The organism is Jiangella mangrovi (assembly GCF_014204975.1).
Taxonomy (GTDB): Bacteria; Actinomycetota; Actinomycetes; order Jiangellales; family Jiangellaceae; genus Jiangella; species Jiangella mangrovi.
In genome coordinates this window covers 3,997,416-4,013,941 of record NZ_JACHMM010000001.1, presented here as the reverse complement: position 1 = coordinate 4,013,941, position 16,526 = coordinate 3,997,416, and the positions used below count along the sequence as shown (strand labels likewise).

14 protein-coding genes are annotated in these 16,526 nt (G+C 72.9%); 11 read left to right on the top strand and 3 right to left on the bottom strand.

Going from position 1 to position 16,526, the window contains the following annotated elements; translation table 11 throughout:
* The first annotated feature begins 30 nt into the window (after window positions 1-30).
* The 8 genes from HD601_RS18595 to HD601_RS18560 all read left to right on the top strand — a co-directional run bounded on the left by HD601_RS18595 (window position 31) and on the right by HD601_RS18560 (window position 9,384).
* On the top strand, window positions 31-1,620 hold the full coding sequence (locus HD601_RS18595; protein ID WP_343076425.1) for an amidohydrolase: 1,590 nt from the start codon (window positions 31-33) through the stop codon (window positions 1,618-1,620).
* A gap of 100 nt (window positions 1,621-1,720) precedes the next feature.
* Entirely contained in the window at window positions 1,721-2,608 is an 888-nt protein-coding gene (locus HD601_RS18590; RefSeq protein WP_184824329.1) for an FAD binding domain-containing protein, read from the top strand.
* A gap of 124 nt (window positions 2,609-2,732) precedes the next feature.
* Window positions 2,733-3,272 (top strand): (2Fe-2S)-binding protein, encoded by a 540-nt coding sequence (locus tag HD601_RS18585; protein ID WP_184824327.1) that lies wholly within the window; start codon window positions 2,733-2,735, stop codon window positions 3,270-3,272.
* On the top strand, window positions 3,269-5,662 hold the full coding sequence (locus HD601_RS18580) for an aerobic carbon-monoxide dehydrogenase large subunit (protein ID WP_184824325.1): 2,394 nt from the start codon (window positions 3,269-3,271) through the stop codon (window positions 5,660-5,662). The genes HD601_RS18585 and HD601_RS18580 overlap by 4 nt, the downstream gene beginning before the upstream one ends.
* Window positions 5,663-5,686: 24 nt before the next feature.
* On the top strand, window positions 5,687-6,589 hold the full coding sequence (locus HD601_RS18575; protein ID WP_184824323.1) for an XdhC family protein: 903 nt from the start codon (window positions 5,687-5,689) through the stop codon (window positions 6,587-6,589).
* 3 nt (window positions 6,590-6,592) lie between these two features.
* Window positions 6,593-7,453: an AAA family ATPase gene (locus tag HD601_RS18570; RefSeq protein WP_184824321.1), complete on the top strand. Its 861-nt coding sequence runs from the start codon at window positions 6,593-6,595 to the stop codon at window positions 7,451-7,453.
* Window positions 7,454-7,474: 21 nt separating this feature from the next.
* Window positions 7,475-8,176, top strand: a complete 702-nt coding sequence (locus HD601_RS18565; protein WP_184824319.1) for an SRPBCC family protein — start codon at window positions 7,475-7,477, stop codon at window positions 8,174-8,176.
* A 5-nt stretch (window positions 8,177-8,181) separates the two neighbouring features.
* Window positions 8,182-9,384: a vWA domain-containing protein gene (locus HD601_RS18560; RefSeq protein WP_184824317.1), complete on the top strand. Its 1,203-nt coding sequence runs from the start codon at window positions 8,182-8,184 to the stop codon at window positions 9,382-9,384.
* A gap of 591 nt (window positions 9,385-9,975) precedes the next feature.
* Here the strand turns inward: HD601_RS18560 and HD601_RS18555 are convergent.
* Window positions 9,976-10,935, bottom strand: coding sequence for a LysR substrate-binding domain-containing protein (locus tag HD601_RS18555; RefSeq protein WP_184824315.1), 960 nt, complete (start codon window positions 10,933-10,935; stop codon window positions 9,976-9,978).
* A gap of 624 nt (window positions 10,936-11,559) precedes the next feature.
* Between HD601_RS18555 and lnt the strand changes: the two genes are divergently transcribed.
* The 3 genes from lnt to HD601_RS18540 are packed head-to-tail and all read left to right on the top strand — an operon-like array spanning window position 11,560 to window position 14,377.
* A complete protein-coding gene (gene lnt / locus HD601_RS18550; protein WP_184824313.1) occupies window positions 11,560-13,101 on the top strand; it encodes an apolipoprotein N-acyltransferase in 1,542 nt (513 codons plus the stop codon).
* Window positions 13,098-13,841, top strand: coding sequence for a glycosyltransferase (locus tag HD601_RS18545; protein ID WP_184824312.1), 744 nt, complete (start codon window positions 13,098-13,100; stop codon window positions 13,839-13,841). Before lnt ends, HD601_RS18545 begins: the two co-directional genes overlap by 4 nt.
* The gene (locus HD601_RS18540; protein WP_184824310.1) at window positions 13,838-14,377 is read left to right on the top strand and encodes an FxsA family protein; all 540 of its coding nucleotides are present in this window, start codon (window positions 13,838-13,840) and stop codon (window positions 14,375-14,377) included. Before HD601_RS18545 ends, HD601_RS18540 begins: the two co-directional genes overlap by 4 nt.
* 175 nt (window positions 14,378-14,552) lie before the next feature.
* Here the strand turns inward: HD601_RS18540 and HD601_RS18535 are convergent, their stop codons facing one another.
* Window positions 14,553-14,942, bottom strand: coding sequence for an RNA polymerase-binding protein RbpA (locus HD601_RS18535; RefSeq protein ID WP_184824308.1), 390 nt, complete (start codon window positions 14,940-14,942; stop codon window positions 14,553-14,555).
* A gap of 162 nt (window positions 14,943-15,104) precedes the next feature.
* A complete protein-coding gene (locus HD601_RS18530; RefSeq protein ID WP_221441093.1) occupies window positions 15,105-16,502 on the bottom strand; it encodes an MFS transporter in 1,398 nt (465 codons plus the stop codon).
* Between the last annotated feature and the right edge of the window lie 24 nt (window positions 16,503-16,526).

Sequence of the window (16,526 nt, the reverse complement as noted above, 5' to 3'; positions counted from 1 at the left end):
CCGTCAGAACGCGTAGGGAAGAATCGCCGGGTGACGACGACGCTCTACCGCAACGGCCGCATCCACAATCCCGCCGACCCGTTCGCGACCGCGATGGTGGTGGTCGACGACACCGTTGCCTGGGTGGGCGCGGAGGGTGCGGCACAGACGCACCTGGACGCGGCCGACGAGGTGGTCGACCTCGAGGACGCGCTCGTGGCCCCGGCATTCGTCGACGCGCACGTGCACCTGACGGAGACCGGGCTGGCCCGCGACGGCCTCGCGCTGGAGGGGGTCGGCAGCCTGACGGCGCTGCTGGACCTGGTCGCGGCGCGGGCGAAGGAGCGGCCCGGCGAGGTGATCCTGGGCTTCGGCTGGGAGGAGGACGGCTGGCCCGAGGGTCGCGCCCCTATGCCCGACGAGCTCGACCGCGCGGCCGCCGGCGCCCCCGTCTACCTCGCCCGCCGCGACGTGCACACCGCCGCCGTCTCCTCGGCGCTGCTCAACGCCGACCCGACCATCGCCCGTGCCGACGGGGCCGAGGCCGGCCTGGTCCGCCGCGACGCACACCACCGGGCCCGGCAGGCCGCCCGGTCGGCCGTCCCCGCCGGCCGGATGGCGCGGCTGCGTGAGGACGCACTGCGGCACGCGGCGTCGCTCGGCATCGGCGCCGTGCACGAGATCGGCGCGCCGCACATCAGCGACCCCGCCGACTTCACGGCGGTGCTGGCGCTGGGGACGTCCCCGGATCTGCCCGAAGTCATCGGCTACTGGGGCGCGACGGCGGTGGGCGAGGCCCAGGCGCTGGGCGCGGCCGGTGCGGCCGGCGACCTCAACATCGACGGGTCCATCGGCTCGCGCAGCGCCCGGCTGTCGGCGCCCTATGCGGACGCACCCAGGGAGCGCGGACGGCTCTACCTCGACCCCGAGACCGCCACCGAGCACGTCGTCGCCTGCACCCGGGCCGGCATCCAGGCCGGCTTCCACTGCATCGGCGACGAGGCCGTCCGGGTCGCCGTCGAGGCGATCGCGGCCGCCGCCGACGTGTGCGGGCTGGCCGCCGTCGTCGGGTCGCGGCACCGGCTCGAGCACGTCGAGATGATCGACGACCTGCTGATCGCCGAGATGGCCCGGCTCGGGGTGGCGGCGAGCGTGCAGCCGTCGTTCGACGCGCTGTGGGGCGGCACCGACGGGCTCTACGTGGAGCGCCTGGGGCCGGACCGGGGCGTGGCGCTCAACCCGTTCGCCGCCATGGCCCGGGCCGGCGTGCTGCTCGCGTTCGGTTCCGACTCGCCGGTCACGCCGCTGGCCGGCTGGGAGACGGTGCGCGCGGCGTCGCAGCACCGCACGCCGTCGCAGCGGCTGAGCGCGCGGGCGGCATTCTCGGCGGCGACGCGCGGTGGCTGGCGGGCGGCGCGGGTCGAGGACGCCGGCGTGCTGGCGCCCGGCATGCGCGCCTCGTTCGCCGTGTGGGAGGTCCCGTACGAGCTGGTGGTGCAGGCGCCGGACTCGCGGGTGGCGGCCTGGTCGACCGACCCCCGGGCGGGCGTGCCGGGGCTGCCGGACCTCTCGCCGGACGTGGATCTGCCGCGCTGCCTGCGCACCGTGGTCCGCGGCCGGACGGTGTATCGCGCGGAGTGATCTCCGCGAGGTGAGTTAAGCGATCGATTAGGTCGCCGTTGACATCCCGGGTCCCTGGGCGTGTGCTGATCAGAGCAGGCACAGGACAAGGGGGTCCGGCATGCAGGTTCCCGCACCGTTCGAGTACGAGCGTGCCACCAGCGTGGAGCACGCCATCGGGCTGCTGGAGCGGCTGGGCAGCAGCGCCCGGCTGGTGGCGGGCGGTCACAGCCTGCTGCCGATGATGAAGCTCCGGCTGGCGAACTTCGAGTATCTGGTCGACATCAACGACCTGCGCGACGAGCTCGGGTACATCCGGATCGAGCCGCACGAGATCCGGATCGGGGCGCTCACCCGGCATCGCGAGCTGCTCGAGTCCGACGCGCTGGCCGCGGCGTTCCCGATCTTCCGCGACGCCGAGAAGGTGATCGCCGACCCCGTCGTGCGCAACTGGGGGACGCTCGGCGGGTCGCTGTGCCAGGCCGACCCGTCCGAGGACCTCTCCGCGGTCTGCACCACTCTCGACGGCAGCTGCGTCATCCGCGGCAGCGGCGGCGAGCGGGTCGTGCCGATGACGGAGTTCCACCGCGGTCCGTACGAGACCGCCGTCGGCGACGACGAGATCCTCACCGAGATCCGGTTCCCGGTCCGCCCGGGCGGCGGCAGCGCGTTCGAGAAGGTCGAGCGGAGGGCCGGCGACTGGGCGGTCGTGTCGGCCGGCGCCGCCGTCTGGCTCGACGGCGACACCGGCGGCACCGTCGCCGATGCGCGGGTCGGGCTGGCCGCCGTCGGGCCGAACACGACGGCGCTGCCGGCGGTCACCGCGGCGCTGGCCGGGCGCGAGCCGTCCGAGGAGCTGTACGACGAGGCCGGGCGCATCGCCGCCCGCGACTGCAGCCCGGACACCGACATGCGCGGCAGCGAGGAGTACAAGCGCCACCTCGCCGGCGAGCTGACGACGCGGGCGCTGCGCCGGTCGGTCGAGCGCGCGCGGCAGGGGAGGGGATGACCCGTGGAGTGGCGGGCACGCCGGCGGCGACTGGGGGCCGGAGGCTCCCCACGAGTTGTCGGCCCTACGCCGAGGACGGACCGCACGGGCTGGATGTGCCCGGCACGACACATGAGGAGATGAGATGCAGGTCACCATGATCGTCAACGGCGACGAGGTCACCCGCGAGATCGAGGCGCGGCTGCTCCTCGTCCACTTCCTGCGCGACGTGCTCGGGCTGACGGGCACGCACTGGGGCTGCGACACCAGCAACTGCGGCACCTGCGTCGTCTGGATCGACGGGCGGCCGGTGAAGTCGTGCACGGTGCTCGCGGCCATGGCGGGCGGGCACGAGGTCAGCACCGTCGAAAGCCTCGCCCGGGGCGGCGAGCTCGACCCCGTCCAGCGCGGCTTCATGGAGTGCCACGGCCTGCAGTGCGGCTTCTGCACGCCGGGCATGATGATGACGGCGCGCGCCCTGCTGAACGAGAACCCGGACCCGTCGCCCGACGAGATCCGCGAGGCCATCAGCGGGCAGATCTGCCGCTGCACCGGCTACGCCACGATCGTCCGCTCGGTCCGCTGGGCGGCCGCCTACGAGGCCGGCGACCAGGCCGCGGCGGACGCCGTCGCCGAACCGGAGCCCGGCTCGATCGCCGAACCCGTCGCGGGAGGTGCGCAATGACCTCCGTCGACGCCCGCAAGCCGGCCGGCTTCGAGGACAACGACCAGCATCCGGTCGGCCACGGCCGCATGCTGCGCAAGGAGGACCCGCGGTTCGTCCGCGGCCGCGGCAACTACGTCGACGACGTGCAGCTGCCGGGCATGCTGCACCTGGCCATCCTGCGGGCGCCGGTCGCGCACGCGCGGCTGGTCAGCATCGACACGACGGCGGCCGAGGCGCACCCGAAGGTCAAAGCGGTCGTCACCGGCGAGACGCTGGCCGGGCTGAACCTGGCCTGGATGCCGACGCTGTCCAACGACGTCCAGGCCGTCCTGGTGACCGACAAGGTGCGCTTCCAGGGTCAGGAGGTCGCGTTCGTCGTCGCCGAGGACCGCTACGCCGCCCGCGACGCGCTGGAGCTCATCGACGTCGAGTACGACATCCTCGACCCGGTCATCGACGTGCGCCGGGCGCTCGAGCCGGGCGCTCCGGTGATCCGCGACGACCTCGAGGGCAAGACCGACAACCACTGCTTCGACTGGGAGACGGGGGACGCGGCGGCGACGGAGGCGGCGTTCGCGCGGGCCGACGTCGTCGTCAGCCAGGACATCGTCTACCCACGCGTGCACCCGGCGCCGATGGAGACCTGCGGCGCGGTCGCCGACTTCGACCCCGTCGAGGGCCGGCTGACGCTGTGGTCGACCACCCAGGCGCCGCACGCGCACCGGACGCTGTACGCGATCGTCGCCGGGCTGCCGGAGCACAAGATCCGGGTCATCTCGCCGGACATCGGCGGCGGCTTCGGCAACAAGGTGCCCATTTACCCGGGCTACGTGTGCGCCGTCGTCGGCTCGATCGTCACGGGCAAGCCGGTGAAGTGGATGGAGGACCGCTCCGAGAACCTCGTCAGCACCGGCTTCGCCCGCGACTACGTCATGCGCGGCGAGATCGCGGCGACCCGTGACGGCAGGATCCTGGCGATCCGCACCAACGTCATCGCCGACCACGGCGCGTTCAACGGGACCGCGGCCCCGGTGAAGTACCCGGCCGGGTTCTTCGGCGTCTTCACCGGCAGCTACGACCTCGAGGCCGCCTACTGCCACATGAGCGCCGTCTACACGAACAAGGCGCCCGGCGGCGTCGCCTACGCCTGCTCGTTCCGCATCACCGAGGCCGTCTACCTGGTCGAGCGGATCGTCGACTGCCTCGCCGCGGAACTGGCCATCGACCCCGTCGACCTGCGGATGCGCAACTTCATCCGGCCCGAGCAGTTCCCGTACACGACCAAGACCGGTTGGGTGTACGACTCCGGGAACTACGAGCCGACCATGCGCGAGGCGATGCGGCTGGCCGGCTACGAGGACCTGCGCCGCGAGCAGGCGGGGAAGCGGGCCCGCGGCGAGCTCATGGGCATCGGCGTCTCGTTCTTCACCGAAGCCGTCGGCGCCGGGCCGCGCAAGCACATGGACATCCTCGGCCTCGGCATGGCCGACGGGTGCGAGCTGCGGGTGCACCCGACGGGGAAGGCCGTGGTCCGGCTGTCCGTACAGTCCCAGGGGCAAGGCCACGAGACGACGTTCGCTCAGATCGTCGGCGAAGAGCTGGGTATCCCGCCCGCCGACATCGACGTCGTCCACGGCGACACCGACAACACGCCGTTCGGCCTGGGGACGTACGGCAGCCGGTCCACTCCCGTCTCGGGCGGGGCCGCCGCGCTGGTGGCCCGCAAGGTCCGCGACAAGGCCCGGCTCATCGCGTCCGGCATGCTCGAGGTCTCCGCCGACGACCTCGTCTGGGAGAAGGGCTCGTTCCACGTGGCCGGCGACCCCGGCACGGCGGTGACCATCCAGGACATCGCCATGCGGGCGCACGGGGCAGGCGACCTGCCCGACGGCGTCGAGGGCGCGCTGGAGGCGCAGATCACCTACAACCCGCCGAACCTCACCTACCCGCACGGCGCCTACATCTGCGTCGTCGATGTCGACCCCGGCACCGCGCAGGTCAAGGTGCGCCGGTTCGTCGCCGTCGACGACTGCGGCACCCGGATCAACCCGATGATCATCGAGGGGCAGATCCACGGCGGGCTCACCGACGGCGTCGGCATGGCCCTCATGGAGATCATCGCGTTCGACGAGGACGGCAACTGCCTGGGCGGCTCGCTCATGGACTACCTGCTGCCGACCGCGCTCGAGGTGCCGGACTGGGAGACCGGCTTCACGGTGACGCCGTCGCCGCACCATCCGATCGGCGCGAAGGGCGTGGGGGAGTCGGCGACGGTCGGCTCGCCGCCGGCCATCGTCAACGCCGTCGTCGATGCGCTCGCCCCGTTCGGCGTCCGGCACGCGGACATGCCGCTGACGCCGTCGCGGGTGTGGGACGCCATGCGCGGCCAGGCCCGGCCGCCGATCTGACCGGCTGAGCTGACGGAGGCGACGGTGACGCACACGATCGGGGACCGGGCCGGCGAACTGCTCGCGGGCCGGGTCCCGTTCGTCCACGCGACGGTCGTGCGGGCCCAGGTTCCGGCGTCCGCACGGGCCGGCGACGACGCGATCATCCTGGCCGACGGCAGCATCGAGGGGTTCGTCGGCGGTCAGTGCACCGAGAGCTCGGTCCGGGTGGCGGCGCTCGGGGCCATGCGCGACGGCGAGAGCGTGCTGCTGCGGGTGTTGCCGGAGGGATCCGGGGAGTTCCCCGAAACGCCCGGCGCGCGCGTCGTCGTCAACCCGTGCCTGTCGGGGGGAGCGATGGAGATCTTCCTGCAGCCGCGGCTGCCGCGGCCGCTCGTGCACGTGGTGGGGCAGTCGCCCATCGCGGCGGCGCTGTTCGACCTGGGCGGGCCGCTGGGCTTCGACATGCGCCGGGCCGACGGCGCCGCGTCCGGTGCGCCGACGGCGCTGGTGCTGGCCAGCCACGGCGGCGACGAGCCGGCCGCCATCCGAGCCGCGCTGGACGCCGGGGTCGGCTGGATCGGCCTGGTCGCGAGTCCGCGTCGGGGTGCGGGCGTGCTGTCGGAGCTGACGCTTGATGAGGGGGAGCGGGCGCGGATCAGCACCCCGGCCGGGCTGGACATCGGCGCCAGGACGGCGGCGGAGATCGCGCTGTCGATCCTGGCCGAGATCGTGCAGGAGGTGCGGTCCGGGCGGCTCGCCGTCGGGTCCACGGGGGCACCGGAACGGCCGCTCGGTGAACGACCGGTCGAGGCCGTCGACCCGGTCTGCGGCATGACCGTCGTCGTCGGGCCGGACACCCCGCACCTGGTGGTCGACGGCGAGGACGTCTGGTTCTGCGGTCCGGGCTGCCGCGACCGCTACGCCGCCGAGCAGGCAGGGAGGTAGCGCTTGTTCGCCGACCCCGACGAGGTGCGGCGCCGGCTCGACGCCGTCGACTACCTGGTCGACGAGGGCACGGCCACGGCGATGTACTTCGCCGTGGCGCTCGGCCAGCCGCTGCTGCTCGAGGGCGAGCCCGGGGTCGGCAAGACGGCGGCCGCCAAGGCGCTCTCGCGGGCCCTGGACGCGCCGCTGCTGCGGCTGCAGTGCTACGAGGGCCTGACGGCGGGCGAGGCGCTCTACGAGTGGAACTACCAGCGCCAGCTGCTGGCGATCCGGCTGGCCGAGGCGCGGCACGAGCGGCTCACCGACGCCGACCTGTTCACGGAGGAGTTCCTGCTGGAACGGCCGATCCTGGCCGCCGTACGGGCGACCGGGCCGGTGCCGCCGGTGCTGCTCATCGACGAGATCGACCGTGCCGACGACGAGTTCGAGGCGCTGCTGCTGGAGTTCCTCGGCGAGGCGTCGGTGACCGTGCCGGAACTGGGCACGTACACGGCGGCGCGCCCGCCGGTCGTCGTCCTGACGTCGAACCGCAGCCGCGAGCTGCACGACGCCCTGCGCCGCCGCTGCCTCTACCACTGGATCGACTTCCCGGCGCCGGAGCGGGCCGCGGAGATCCTGCGGCGGACGGTCCCGGCCGCGGCCGAGCCGCTGATCGCGTCGACCAGCCGGTTCATCGGCCGGGTCCGCACGCTGGACCTCGACAAGGCGCCGGGCATGGCCGAGACCATCGACTGGGTGGCCGCGCTGTCGGCGATCGGTGCAACAGAGCTCGTCAGGGCCGATGCCGTCCGTACGCTGTCCACCATCGCGAAGACCCCGGACGACCGCGGCACCATCGCGGCGGCGTTCGAGGAGCTGGCGTGATCCGGTGACAGGAGGGGATCCATGCAGATCGACAACGAGTTCACCGTCGGAGTGCCCGTCGAGCGGGCCTGGGAGATCCTGACCGACCTCGAGGGCATCGCGCCGTGCATGCCGGGCGCCCAGCTCACGGGCCGCGACGGCGACGCCTACAAGGGCAGGGTGAAGATCAAGGTCGGGCCGGTGGTGTCCGAGTACGCCGGCACCGCCACGTTCACCGAGAAGGACGACGCCGCCCACCGCGCCGTCATCAGCGCGTCCGGGCGCGACTCCCGCGGCGCCGGCAACGCCACCGCCGAGATCGTCGCCCAGCTGCGGCCCGACGGCGACAGCACAGTCGTGACGGTCAACACCGACCTGCGCATCACCGGCAAGATCGCCCAGCTCGGCCGCGGCATGATCAAGGAGGTGTCGACGAAGCTGCTCGGCCAGTTCGTCGACTGCCTCGAGGGCAAGATCGGGGCGACTCCGGCGACCCCGGCGGCGGCCGCTGCGGCGCCGTCGACCCCCGTCGAGCCGGTGTCGGAGCCGGTCGCGGTGGAGCCGCAGCGGGAGGTGCCGATCGAGCCGCAGCCGGCGCCGTCGTCGCCGAGCGCTCCGGCCCCCGAGCCCGAGCCGCTGGACATCATGGGGGTGGCCGGCGGGTCGATCGCCAAGCGGATCGTCCCGCTGATCCTCGTGCTCATCGTGCTGGCCGGGCTGATCGCGTACCTGGCGTCGCGCTGACGGCCATGGCCGGGCTGCTGCGCGGGGCGGACCGGGCGGCGTTCGCGACGGCGTTCGGCGTCCGGCTGCGCGAGCACGGGGTCGCCGTCGGGCAGACCGCCGTCGAGGACTTCGTGCGGGCGCTGGCGGCCTGCCCGCCGGACACCCGGTCGCGGCTGTACTGGACCGCCCGGACGACGCTGGTGCGCCGCCACGGCGAGCTGGCGGCCTTCGACGCGGTCTTCCGGGCGGTGTTCGAGTACGCCTCGCTGGACCTCGACAACCGCGGCCAGGCGGGGAACGGCACGCTTCCGGACCCGTATCCGGACGACTCCCCGTTTCCGCCGCCGGGGGCTCGTCCGATCGCGGGCGGTTCCGAGGGCGGTCTGCCGTGGGCGACGCTTCCGCGGGTCGTGGCCGCCGCCGATGACCCTGGCGACCCCGGCGCCGTCGTCGTGCCGCAGCGGCTGCCCAGCGCGCTGGCCGGACTACCGGACGCGCCGTTCGCCGCGCTGGACGCGGGGGAGATGGCGCTGCTCGGCGCCTGGCTGCGGGCGGCCCTCCCGGCCCGGCCGACGCGGCGGACCCGGCGACAACTGGCCGACCACGCCGGGCACCGGGTCGCCGTCCGGCCCACCATCGCGCGGGCCCGGCGGACCGGCTGGGAGGCCGTCACGCTGGTCCGGACCCGGCCGGCCCGGCGGCCGCGGCGGGTGGTGCTGCTCTGCGACGTCAGCCGGTCCATGCAGCCCCAGGCGACGGCGTACCTGCACCTCATGCGGGCCCTCGCGACCGGCGCCGACGCCGAGGTGTTCGCGTTCGCCACCGGCCTGACCCGGCTCACGCCGGTGCTGGCGCACCGGTCGCCGGCCCTGGCCGTAGCACGGGCGTCCGAGAAGGTGGCGGACCGGTTCGGCGGCACCCGGATCGCGTCGAGCCTGCGCGCCCTACTCGCCTCGCACCACGCCGACAGCACCCGCGGCGCCGTCGTCGTCATCGCGTCGGACGGCTGGGACAGCGACCCGCCTGGGGACTTGGCGGCGGCACTGGCGAAGCTGCGGCGGCGTGCCTACCGGGTCGTCTGGCTGAACCCCCGGGCCGGCGCGCCCGGCTACGTCCCGGCGGTCGCGAGCATGGCGGCGGCGTTGCCCTACTGCGACGAGTTCCTGCCCGCCGCGACGTTCCGCTCCCTCGCCGACGCCATCGCCGTCGTCGGCCACCACCGCTGACCGGTCCGTCCCCCGCCGGCCTCGAAATGATCACGTTCAGCAGGCAATTCCCTGCCCAACCAGGCCTGCAGGCCTCGTGATGCAGGGAAACGCCTCATGACGTGCCCCGGACATGATCATCAACCGCGTCGCCATGGCAGCCCAAAAAGGTTGATGATCATGGAACCGGGGCGCCCTGACGCTCTGGAAACCGGCGGACGCTCGGGAAACCGGCGGTTGGCAGCGGAATCCGGGCGGTAAGCGCCGGATTCCGAGGCGTGAGCCGGATCGCAGGGCGTCGCCACCACCGCCAGCGGCCGGCGGAACTGGACCACAGCGAGACCAATGGCCGAACCCCACAGCGCAACCGTCAGCGGCCAGCGGAACAGGAGCACAGCGGGTCTGAGGGCCGGGTCCATTCCGGGAGGGGGCCCTGGTGCTGTGAAAGGCGAGGGCGCGGCGGCGCGGGTCAAGTCCAGCGCCCCCACCACAGCGGCGAAGCGACCCCAGCGCGCGCAGACTTGAGGCGCGCCGCCGCGCCCTCGACAATCGAGACAGCAGGGGCCCGACCCACGCCAGGACCCCACCGCAGAACCTCGACCCCCGCAGAACCTAGCTCCACAACGTCACGTGGACCGCCGGACGGAAGCGGCCCACGTGCACGCCGGAGCCCTTGAGCATCGCCTGGGTGGCGCGCGGGGTCGTGACGAAGCGGACCAGTTCGGCCGCCGCAGCGGGCGCGCCGCGGTCCGCCAACGTGAGGATCGACCACACGCCCTCGCCGTGCAGGGACGGGCCGGAGAGGCGGACCAGGCGGCCGCTGCCAACGTCGCGGGCGACGGCGTACGAGACCGCCAGGGCGACGCCGTGGCCGCGCTGCGCCTCCTCGAGGGCCGCCGCGTGGCTCTGGAAGATCCGCTGCCGTTCCTCGGGGACCCCTAAGCGGCGCAGCAGGGCGGGCACGGTGCCGGTCTCGGCGGCCGCCGACGGGCCCAGCAGCCAGACGTGCTCGCGCAACTGCCCCGCACCGGGCGACGTCACCGTGGCGAGCGGGTGCTGCGGGCCGACCACGGCGACGAGCTGGTACTGCAGGAACCGGGTGCAGCGCAGGGAGTCGTCGACGGTGGCGGGCTGCGGCCCGATGGCGACGTCGACGGCGCGGGTGTGGAGGAGTCCGGCGAACGCGCGCGGGTTGTGGACGCTGAGCTCGACGTTGAGGTCGTCGGCGCGGCCGGCGAAGAGGTCGATGAGCCCGGGCGCGGCGTACTCGGCGAACAGGCTGGACGCGGCGATGCGCAGCAGGCGGCGGCCGTTGCCAGCCTGGCTGACCTCGACGATCGTGCGGTCCTGCAGGCCCAGGAGCTCCGCCGCGCGGCTGGCCAGCCGCAGCCCGCCGGGCGAGAACGCCAGCCCCGCCGCCGTGCGGCTGAACAGCTGGTCGCCCAGCTCGCGGCGCAGCTTGCCGACGTGCAGGGACACGGCGGCCTCGGTGATGGACAGCTCACCGGCCGCCTGCTTGACCGAGCCCAGCCGGACGACCGCGAGGTAGGCCCGCAGCTGCGTCGGCGTCACCGGTCCAGGCTAGCGCCCGTGGGGCCAGGGTGGCAGTTGATGATCATGGGAGCGGTTTGTCCGACTCGACGATCACGACACGCCGGTAGATGTCAACGTTTTGAGATCGACTTCTGTGGATCCATTCGTTTCTGACCTGCCGCGCAGAGGCGTTTCCGCAGGTCGACCAGCGGCTTGACACCCTGCCTTTGCGTGCAGCAAAGTCACGACAGTCCACCAGCGGACGAAACCGTTCGGGTCGACGGCCCGGGCGGGCGTTGCGAGGAGGGTCGAGGGGCGGTTCCGGTGTCTCACCGGGGCCGGGCATCCTTTCGTGAGCCAGGCCCTCGCTCGCATGGCCCGTCTGAACGTCGCTCGCAACGGCACGGGGTGAGACGAGGTCGGGCCCGGCCCGCCCAGTAGACAACGGTCCGCGAGCCGCATCCAGCGGCGTCCGCGGCCCGGTCCGAAGGGCGGAGCCGGGCTGCGTCCTCTGTCACAATTGCTGGGGTTCGACCGGCCCCCGGGCACTCTCGGCCCGGGGCGCACGTTGTACCGTCACGCGATCAGCATCACACTTGACGGGGCAGCCCGATCCAAGGGTCGCCCACCGCCAATCGCTGGACGTCGGACGGAGCACGACACGTGAGTCACCTGTGGCGATACGCAGGAGCCGCGCTCCTCGGCGCGTCCCTCACCGCCGCGTTCCCGCCGTACGACCTCTGGTTCGTCGCGGTCCTCGTCCCGGCGGCCTTCGCGCTCCTGGTCCGCGACCAGCCGCTGAAGCGCTCGGCCCTCCTGGGCTACCTGTTCGGCGCCGGCTTCTTCCTGCCGCTGCTCGACTGGACCGGCATGGAGGTCGGGCCGATCCCGTGGATCATCCTGGCCCTGTTCGAGGCGCTGTTCTTCATCCCGCTGGCGCTCGGCGTCACGCTGGTCATGCGGCTGCCGGGCTGGCCGGTGTGGACGGCGGCCGTCTGGGTCGCCGACGAGGCCATCCGCGGGCGCATCCCGTACGGCGGGTTCACCTGGGGCAAGCTGGCGTTCTCGCAGGCCGACAGCCCCACGCTGGGCCTGGTGTCCTGGATCGGCTCGCCGGGGCTGTCGTTCGCCGTCGCACTGGCCGGCGGGCTGCTGGCGTGGGTCGTCGTCGAGCGGCGGCTCTGGATCCGGGCGGCGGCCGCCGCGGGCGCCGTCGGCATCGTCCTCGCCCCGGCGCTCATCCAGCCCATGGAGCCCGACGGCGACACCATCACCGTCGCCGTGGTGCAGGGCAACGTGCCCGCCGAGGGGCTGGCCTACAACGACGAGAAACGCGCCATCACGCGCAACCACGTCGAGGCCACCGAGCGGCTGGCCGCCGACGTCGAGGCCGGCCGGGTCGAGCGGCCCGACATCGTGGTCTGGCCCGAGAACTCCTCCGACATCAGCCCGTTCGACGACGCCGACACCTACCGCGCCATCGACGGCGCGGTGCGGTCCATCGGCGTGCCGACGCTGATCAGCGCCATCGTCCCCACCGAGGACGGCCGCAACGTCCGCAACACCTCGATCCTCTGGGACCCCGTCGACGGCCCGGGCGAGACGTACGTGAAGCGCCACCCCATGCCGTTCGGCGAGTACATCCCCATGCGCTCCATCGCCGCGCGCATCACCGACGCCGTCAACCAGCAGCCGCGCGACCACCTGCCCGGCGACCGCATCGGCACCTTCCAGGTCGGCGACGTCACCCTGGGCGACGTCATCTGCTTCGAGGTGGCTTTCGACGGCATCGTCCGCGACGCCGTCACCCACGGCGCGCAGTTCCTCGCCGTCCAGACCAACAACGCCACGTTCGGCCGCACCGAGATGACCGAGCAGCAGCTCGCGCAGTCGCGGCTGCGGGCGTTCGAGCACGGCCGGACGGTGCTCGTGTCGGCGCTCGCCGGGGTCAGCGCCGTCGTCGCCCCCGACGGCAGCGTGCTCGACCGCGCCGAGCTGTTCACCCAGGACGTGCTGGTCACCGACGTCCCGCTGGCCGACGGCCTGACGCTGGCCACGCGTCTCGGTGCCTGGCCCGAATGGATCCTCACGGCCATCGGCGCCGGCGCCGTGGCGCTCGTCGTCGTCAACGCCCGCCGCGGCCGACGTGACGACGGCGCCGTCGACGACCAGCCCCGGCCCACCGTGGAGGCAGGAGTCCCGTGACGTCCGTCCTCGTCGTGATCCCGACCTACAACGAGGCTCTGACGATCGCCAAGGCGGTCGACCGCACCCGCACGTCCGTGCCCGGCGCCCACATCCTCGTCGTCGACGACGGCTCGCCCGACGGCACCGGCGCCATCGTCGACGACCTCGCCGAGCTCGACGACCACGTGCACGTGCTGCACCGCGGCGGCAAACAGGGCCTGGGCGCGGCCTACCTGGCCGGTTTCGCCTGGGGGCTCTCGCGTGACTACGACGTGCTGGTCGAGATGGACGCCGACGGCTCGCACCAGCCCGAGGAGCTGCCGCTGCTGCTGCACGCCCTCGAGCGCGCCGACCTCGTCATCGGCTCACGGTACGTGCCCGGCGGCAGGGTCGTGAACTGGCCATACAAGCGTCAGGCGCTCTCGCGCATCGGCAACACCTACACCCGCATCGCGCTCGGGACGGCGTTGCGCGACACCACCGGCGGGTACCGGGCGTACCGGGCGTCCGCCCTGCGCGCACTGGACATGCAGGCCGTGGCGTCGCAAGGTTATTGCTTCCAGGTCGACATGGCGTGGCGGACCATCCGGGCGGGCCTGCGGGTCATGGAGGTCCCCATCACGTTCGTCGAGCGCGAGCAGGGAGAGTCGAAGATGGACGGCAGGATCGTGCGCGAGGCGCTGTGGAGGGTCACCCAGTGGGGTGCCGCCCACCGCGGCCGGCAGCTGCGCGGGCTGCTCGGAGGGAGCCCTCGGTGAGACGTTTCGGTCCGTTGGCCCTCGGCGTGATCGAGCTGATCGCGCTGGTCATGGTGGCCAACTGGGTCGGACTCGGCTGGGCGCTGCTGCTCCTGGCCGGCACCAGCGTGCTCGGCATCGCGCTGCTGCGCATCGTGGGCCTGCGCGCGTGGTCGGAACTGCGCGCCGCGGCCGCCGACGGCCGCTACCCCGAGGGCGAGGCCGAGACGGCGAACGCCCGGTCGGCGCGCATGGCCGACACCGGCGCGCGCCTCCTCTCCGGCGTCCTGCTGACCTTCCCCGGCTTCATCACCGACCTCATCGGCCTGGTCCTGCTGATCCCGCCGATCCGCCGCGGCGTCGGGCGCCGCCTGGCCGCGTCGGCGTTCCGCACGTTCCCCGGCCGACGGGGTCCCGGCGGGCTGGGTCGTCCCGGCCCCGGCGGGCAGGGCGGTCCGGGCGTGCCCGGCAGCGGGGCCGGCCCGGGCGGCATCCACCACGGCGTCGTCATCGAGGGCGAGGTCGTCGAGAACGACCCGCCCCGCGATCAGCGCTGACCCCGTCACGGCCCCACGAGCAAGTTGATCATGGAGAAGGTCGGCTCTCACGGCGCTGCGGAGACGACCTTCTCCATGATCAACTCGGCGGGGTGCGGACGCGAAAACGCGCCTGCCCCCGGATGGGTTCCGGGGGCAGGCGCGATTCAGCGGACGAGACGAACGGCCGTGGCCGTCAGGCGGTCTTCTTGCGACGCGCCCCGCGGTCGGCCAGGTGGGCGGCGCCGGGGATGAGCCCGGAGCGCAGCAGCTCGAGCCGCTCGTCGAGAAGTGCCTCGAGGTCCTCGATGGAACGGCGCTCGAGGAGCATGTCCCAGTGGGTGCGGGCAGGCTTGCCCGGCGCCTCCTCGGGACGATCAGCGGCGACACGCAGCGACTCCGAGCCGCACCGCGGGCAGTCCCACAGTGCCGGCACCTCGGCCTCGGTCGAGAACGTCATCTCGAAGCGGTGGCCGGCGGTGCAGCTGTAGGCGACCGTCTGGCGCTCGGCGAACTCGACGCCGCGCTCGTCCTCGTAGCTCGTCGCGCCGAGGCGGGAGCCGCGCAGGGTGGAACGCTCGGACATGTGTGAAACCCTTCCGGGGCGGTGGCCCCTGGGACGAGACGTCGGTCCATTACCTCGCCGTCGTGGTCAGGTCGCGATCACAACGACATGGTGACAACGGACAGCCGAAGAGTAATGTTCCGCGTTCCCTGTGATAATGCAATTCGGGTGACGTGATGTTCCTCACCGGTAACGTTCGACGGATCGGGGTACCCGGTTGCCCGCCGCGACGATGCCGGCCTTCAGATCCACCCGCGACAGCAGGATCATTCCGGCGATGAAGAACACCACCAGCACCACGACCGACCATCGGTAGCTGTGCGTCAGTTGGAACGCCAGACCGAACGCCAGAGTTCCGAACCAGCTCGTGCCGCGCTCGGCGGCCTGGTAGAGGCTGAAGTACTCCGCCTCCTTGCCCTTCGGGACGAGCAGGCTGAACAGCGACCGCGACAGTGCCTGGCTGCCGCCCAGCACGAACCCGATGGCCACGGCCAGCACCAGGAACGGAACCACCTGCTCGACCGGCAGGAAAAACGCCGCGGCGACGACCACCGTCCACAGCACCAGGCTGGACATGACGACGTTCTTGGCGCCGAACCGGTCGGCCAGCCGGCCCAGCGCCAGCGCGCCTCCGAACGCCACGAACTGCACGATGAGGATCGCGATGATGAGGATGTCCTCGCCGAGCCCCAGTTCCCGGTTGCCGTAGATCGACGACGCCGAGATGACCGTCTGGACGCCGTCGTTGTAGAGCATGTACGCGATCAGGAACAGCAGGGTCTGCGGGTAGCCGCGGGCGTGGCGCAGCGTCTCGCGCAGCTGCCCGAACGCCCGGTGCGTCGCCCCGCCGCCGACCTGCTCGACGCCGGTGGCCGGCCGGTCGCGGATGCCGCGGTACGGGATGATCGTCCACGCCGCCCACCACAACCCGGCCGACAGCAGGCTGATGCGGACGGTGTCGGACCGGCTCAGCCCGAACGGCTCCAGCGTGACCAGCGCGAGGTTCAGCGCCAGCAGCAGGCCGCCGCCGAGGTAGCCGAACGCCCAGCCGCGCGACGACACGCGGTCGCGGTCGTCCTCGTCCGCGATCTGCACCAGGATCGCGTCGTAGACCACCATCGACGAGCCGAGGCAGATCGCCGCCACGACCAGCAGACCGGCCCCGAGCTGCCAGTTCGCCCCGGCGACGAAGAACATCGCGGCGGCGGCAGCCGACCCCGTCCACGCGAACCCCGCCATGAGGTGGCGCTTCTTCGACGTGCGGTCCGCGATCGCCCCGACGATCGGCAGCAGGATCGCGGACAGGATGGTCGCGAACGTGATGGTGTAGGCGGCGACGGACCCGGCCGCGATGGGGATGCCCAGCACGGACAGATCGCCGCGGCAGGGGTCGTCGGTGGTGCCGGCCTCGCCGCACGCGGCCGTCTCGGCGACCGCCGTCAGGTAGGGACCGAACAGCACGGTGGCCGTCGTCGTGACGAAGGCCGAGTTCGCCCAGTCGTAGAAGTACCATGCACGGTGCTCCCTGGCCCGCTCGACGGGGTCGGCCAGCGGGCCCGACGGGGCGAGGACACGGGTCACGCGCGGACGGTATCGGGTGCGGGG

What these genes read in the sequence shown, in the direction of transcription:
- HD601_RS18585 (WP_184824327.1), top strand. Translation starts at nt 2,733, where the DNA reads ATGCAGGTCACCATGATCGTCAACGGCGACGAGGTCACCCGCGAGATC.
- HD601_RS18580 (WP_184824325.1), top strand. Translation starts at nt 3,269, where the DNA reads ATGACCTCCGTCGACGCCCGCAAGCCGGCCGGCTTCGAGGACAACGAC.
- HD601_RS18565 (WP_184824319.1), top strand. Translation starts at nt 7,475, where the DNA reads ATGCAGATCGACAACGAGTTCACCGTCGGAGTGCCCGTCGAGCGGGCC.
- HD601_RS18560 (WP_184824317.1), top strand. Translation starts at nt 8,182, where the DNA reads ATGGCCGGGCTGCTGCGCGGGGCGGACCGGGCGGCGTTCGCGACGGCG.
- HD601_RS18535 (WP_184824308.1), bottom strand. Translation starts at nt 14,942, where the DNA reads ATGTCCGAGCGTTCCACCCTGCGCGGCTCCCGCCTCGGCGCGACGAGC.
- HD601_RS18590 (WP_184824329.1), top strand. Translation starts at nt 1,721, where the DNA reads ATGCAGGTTCCCGCACCGTTCGAGTACGAGCGTGCCACCAGCGTGGAG.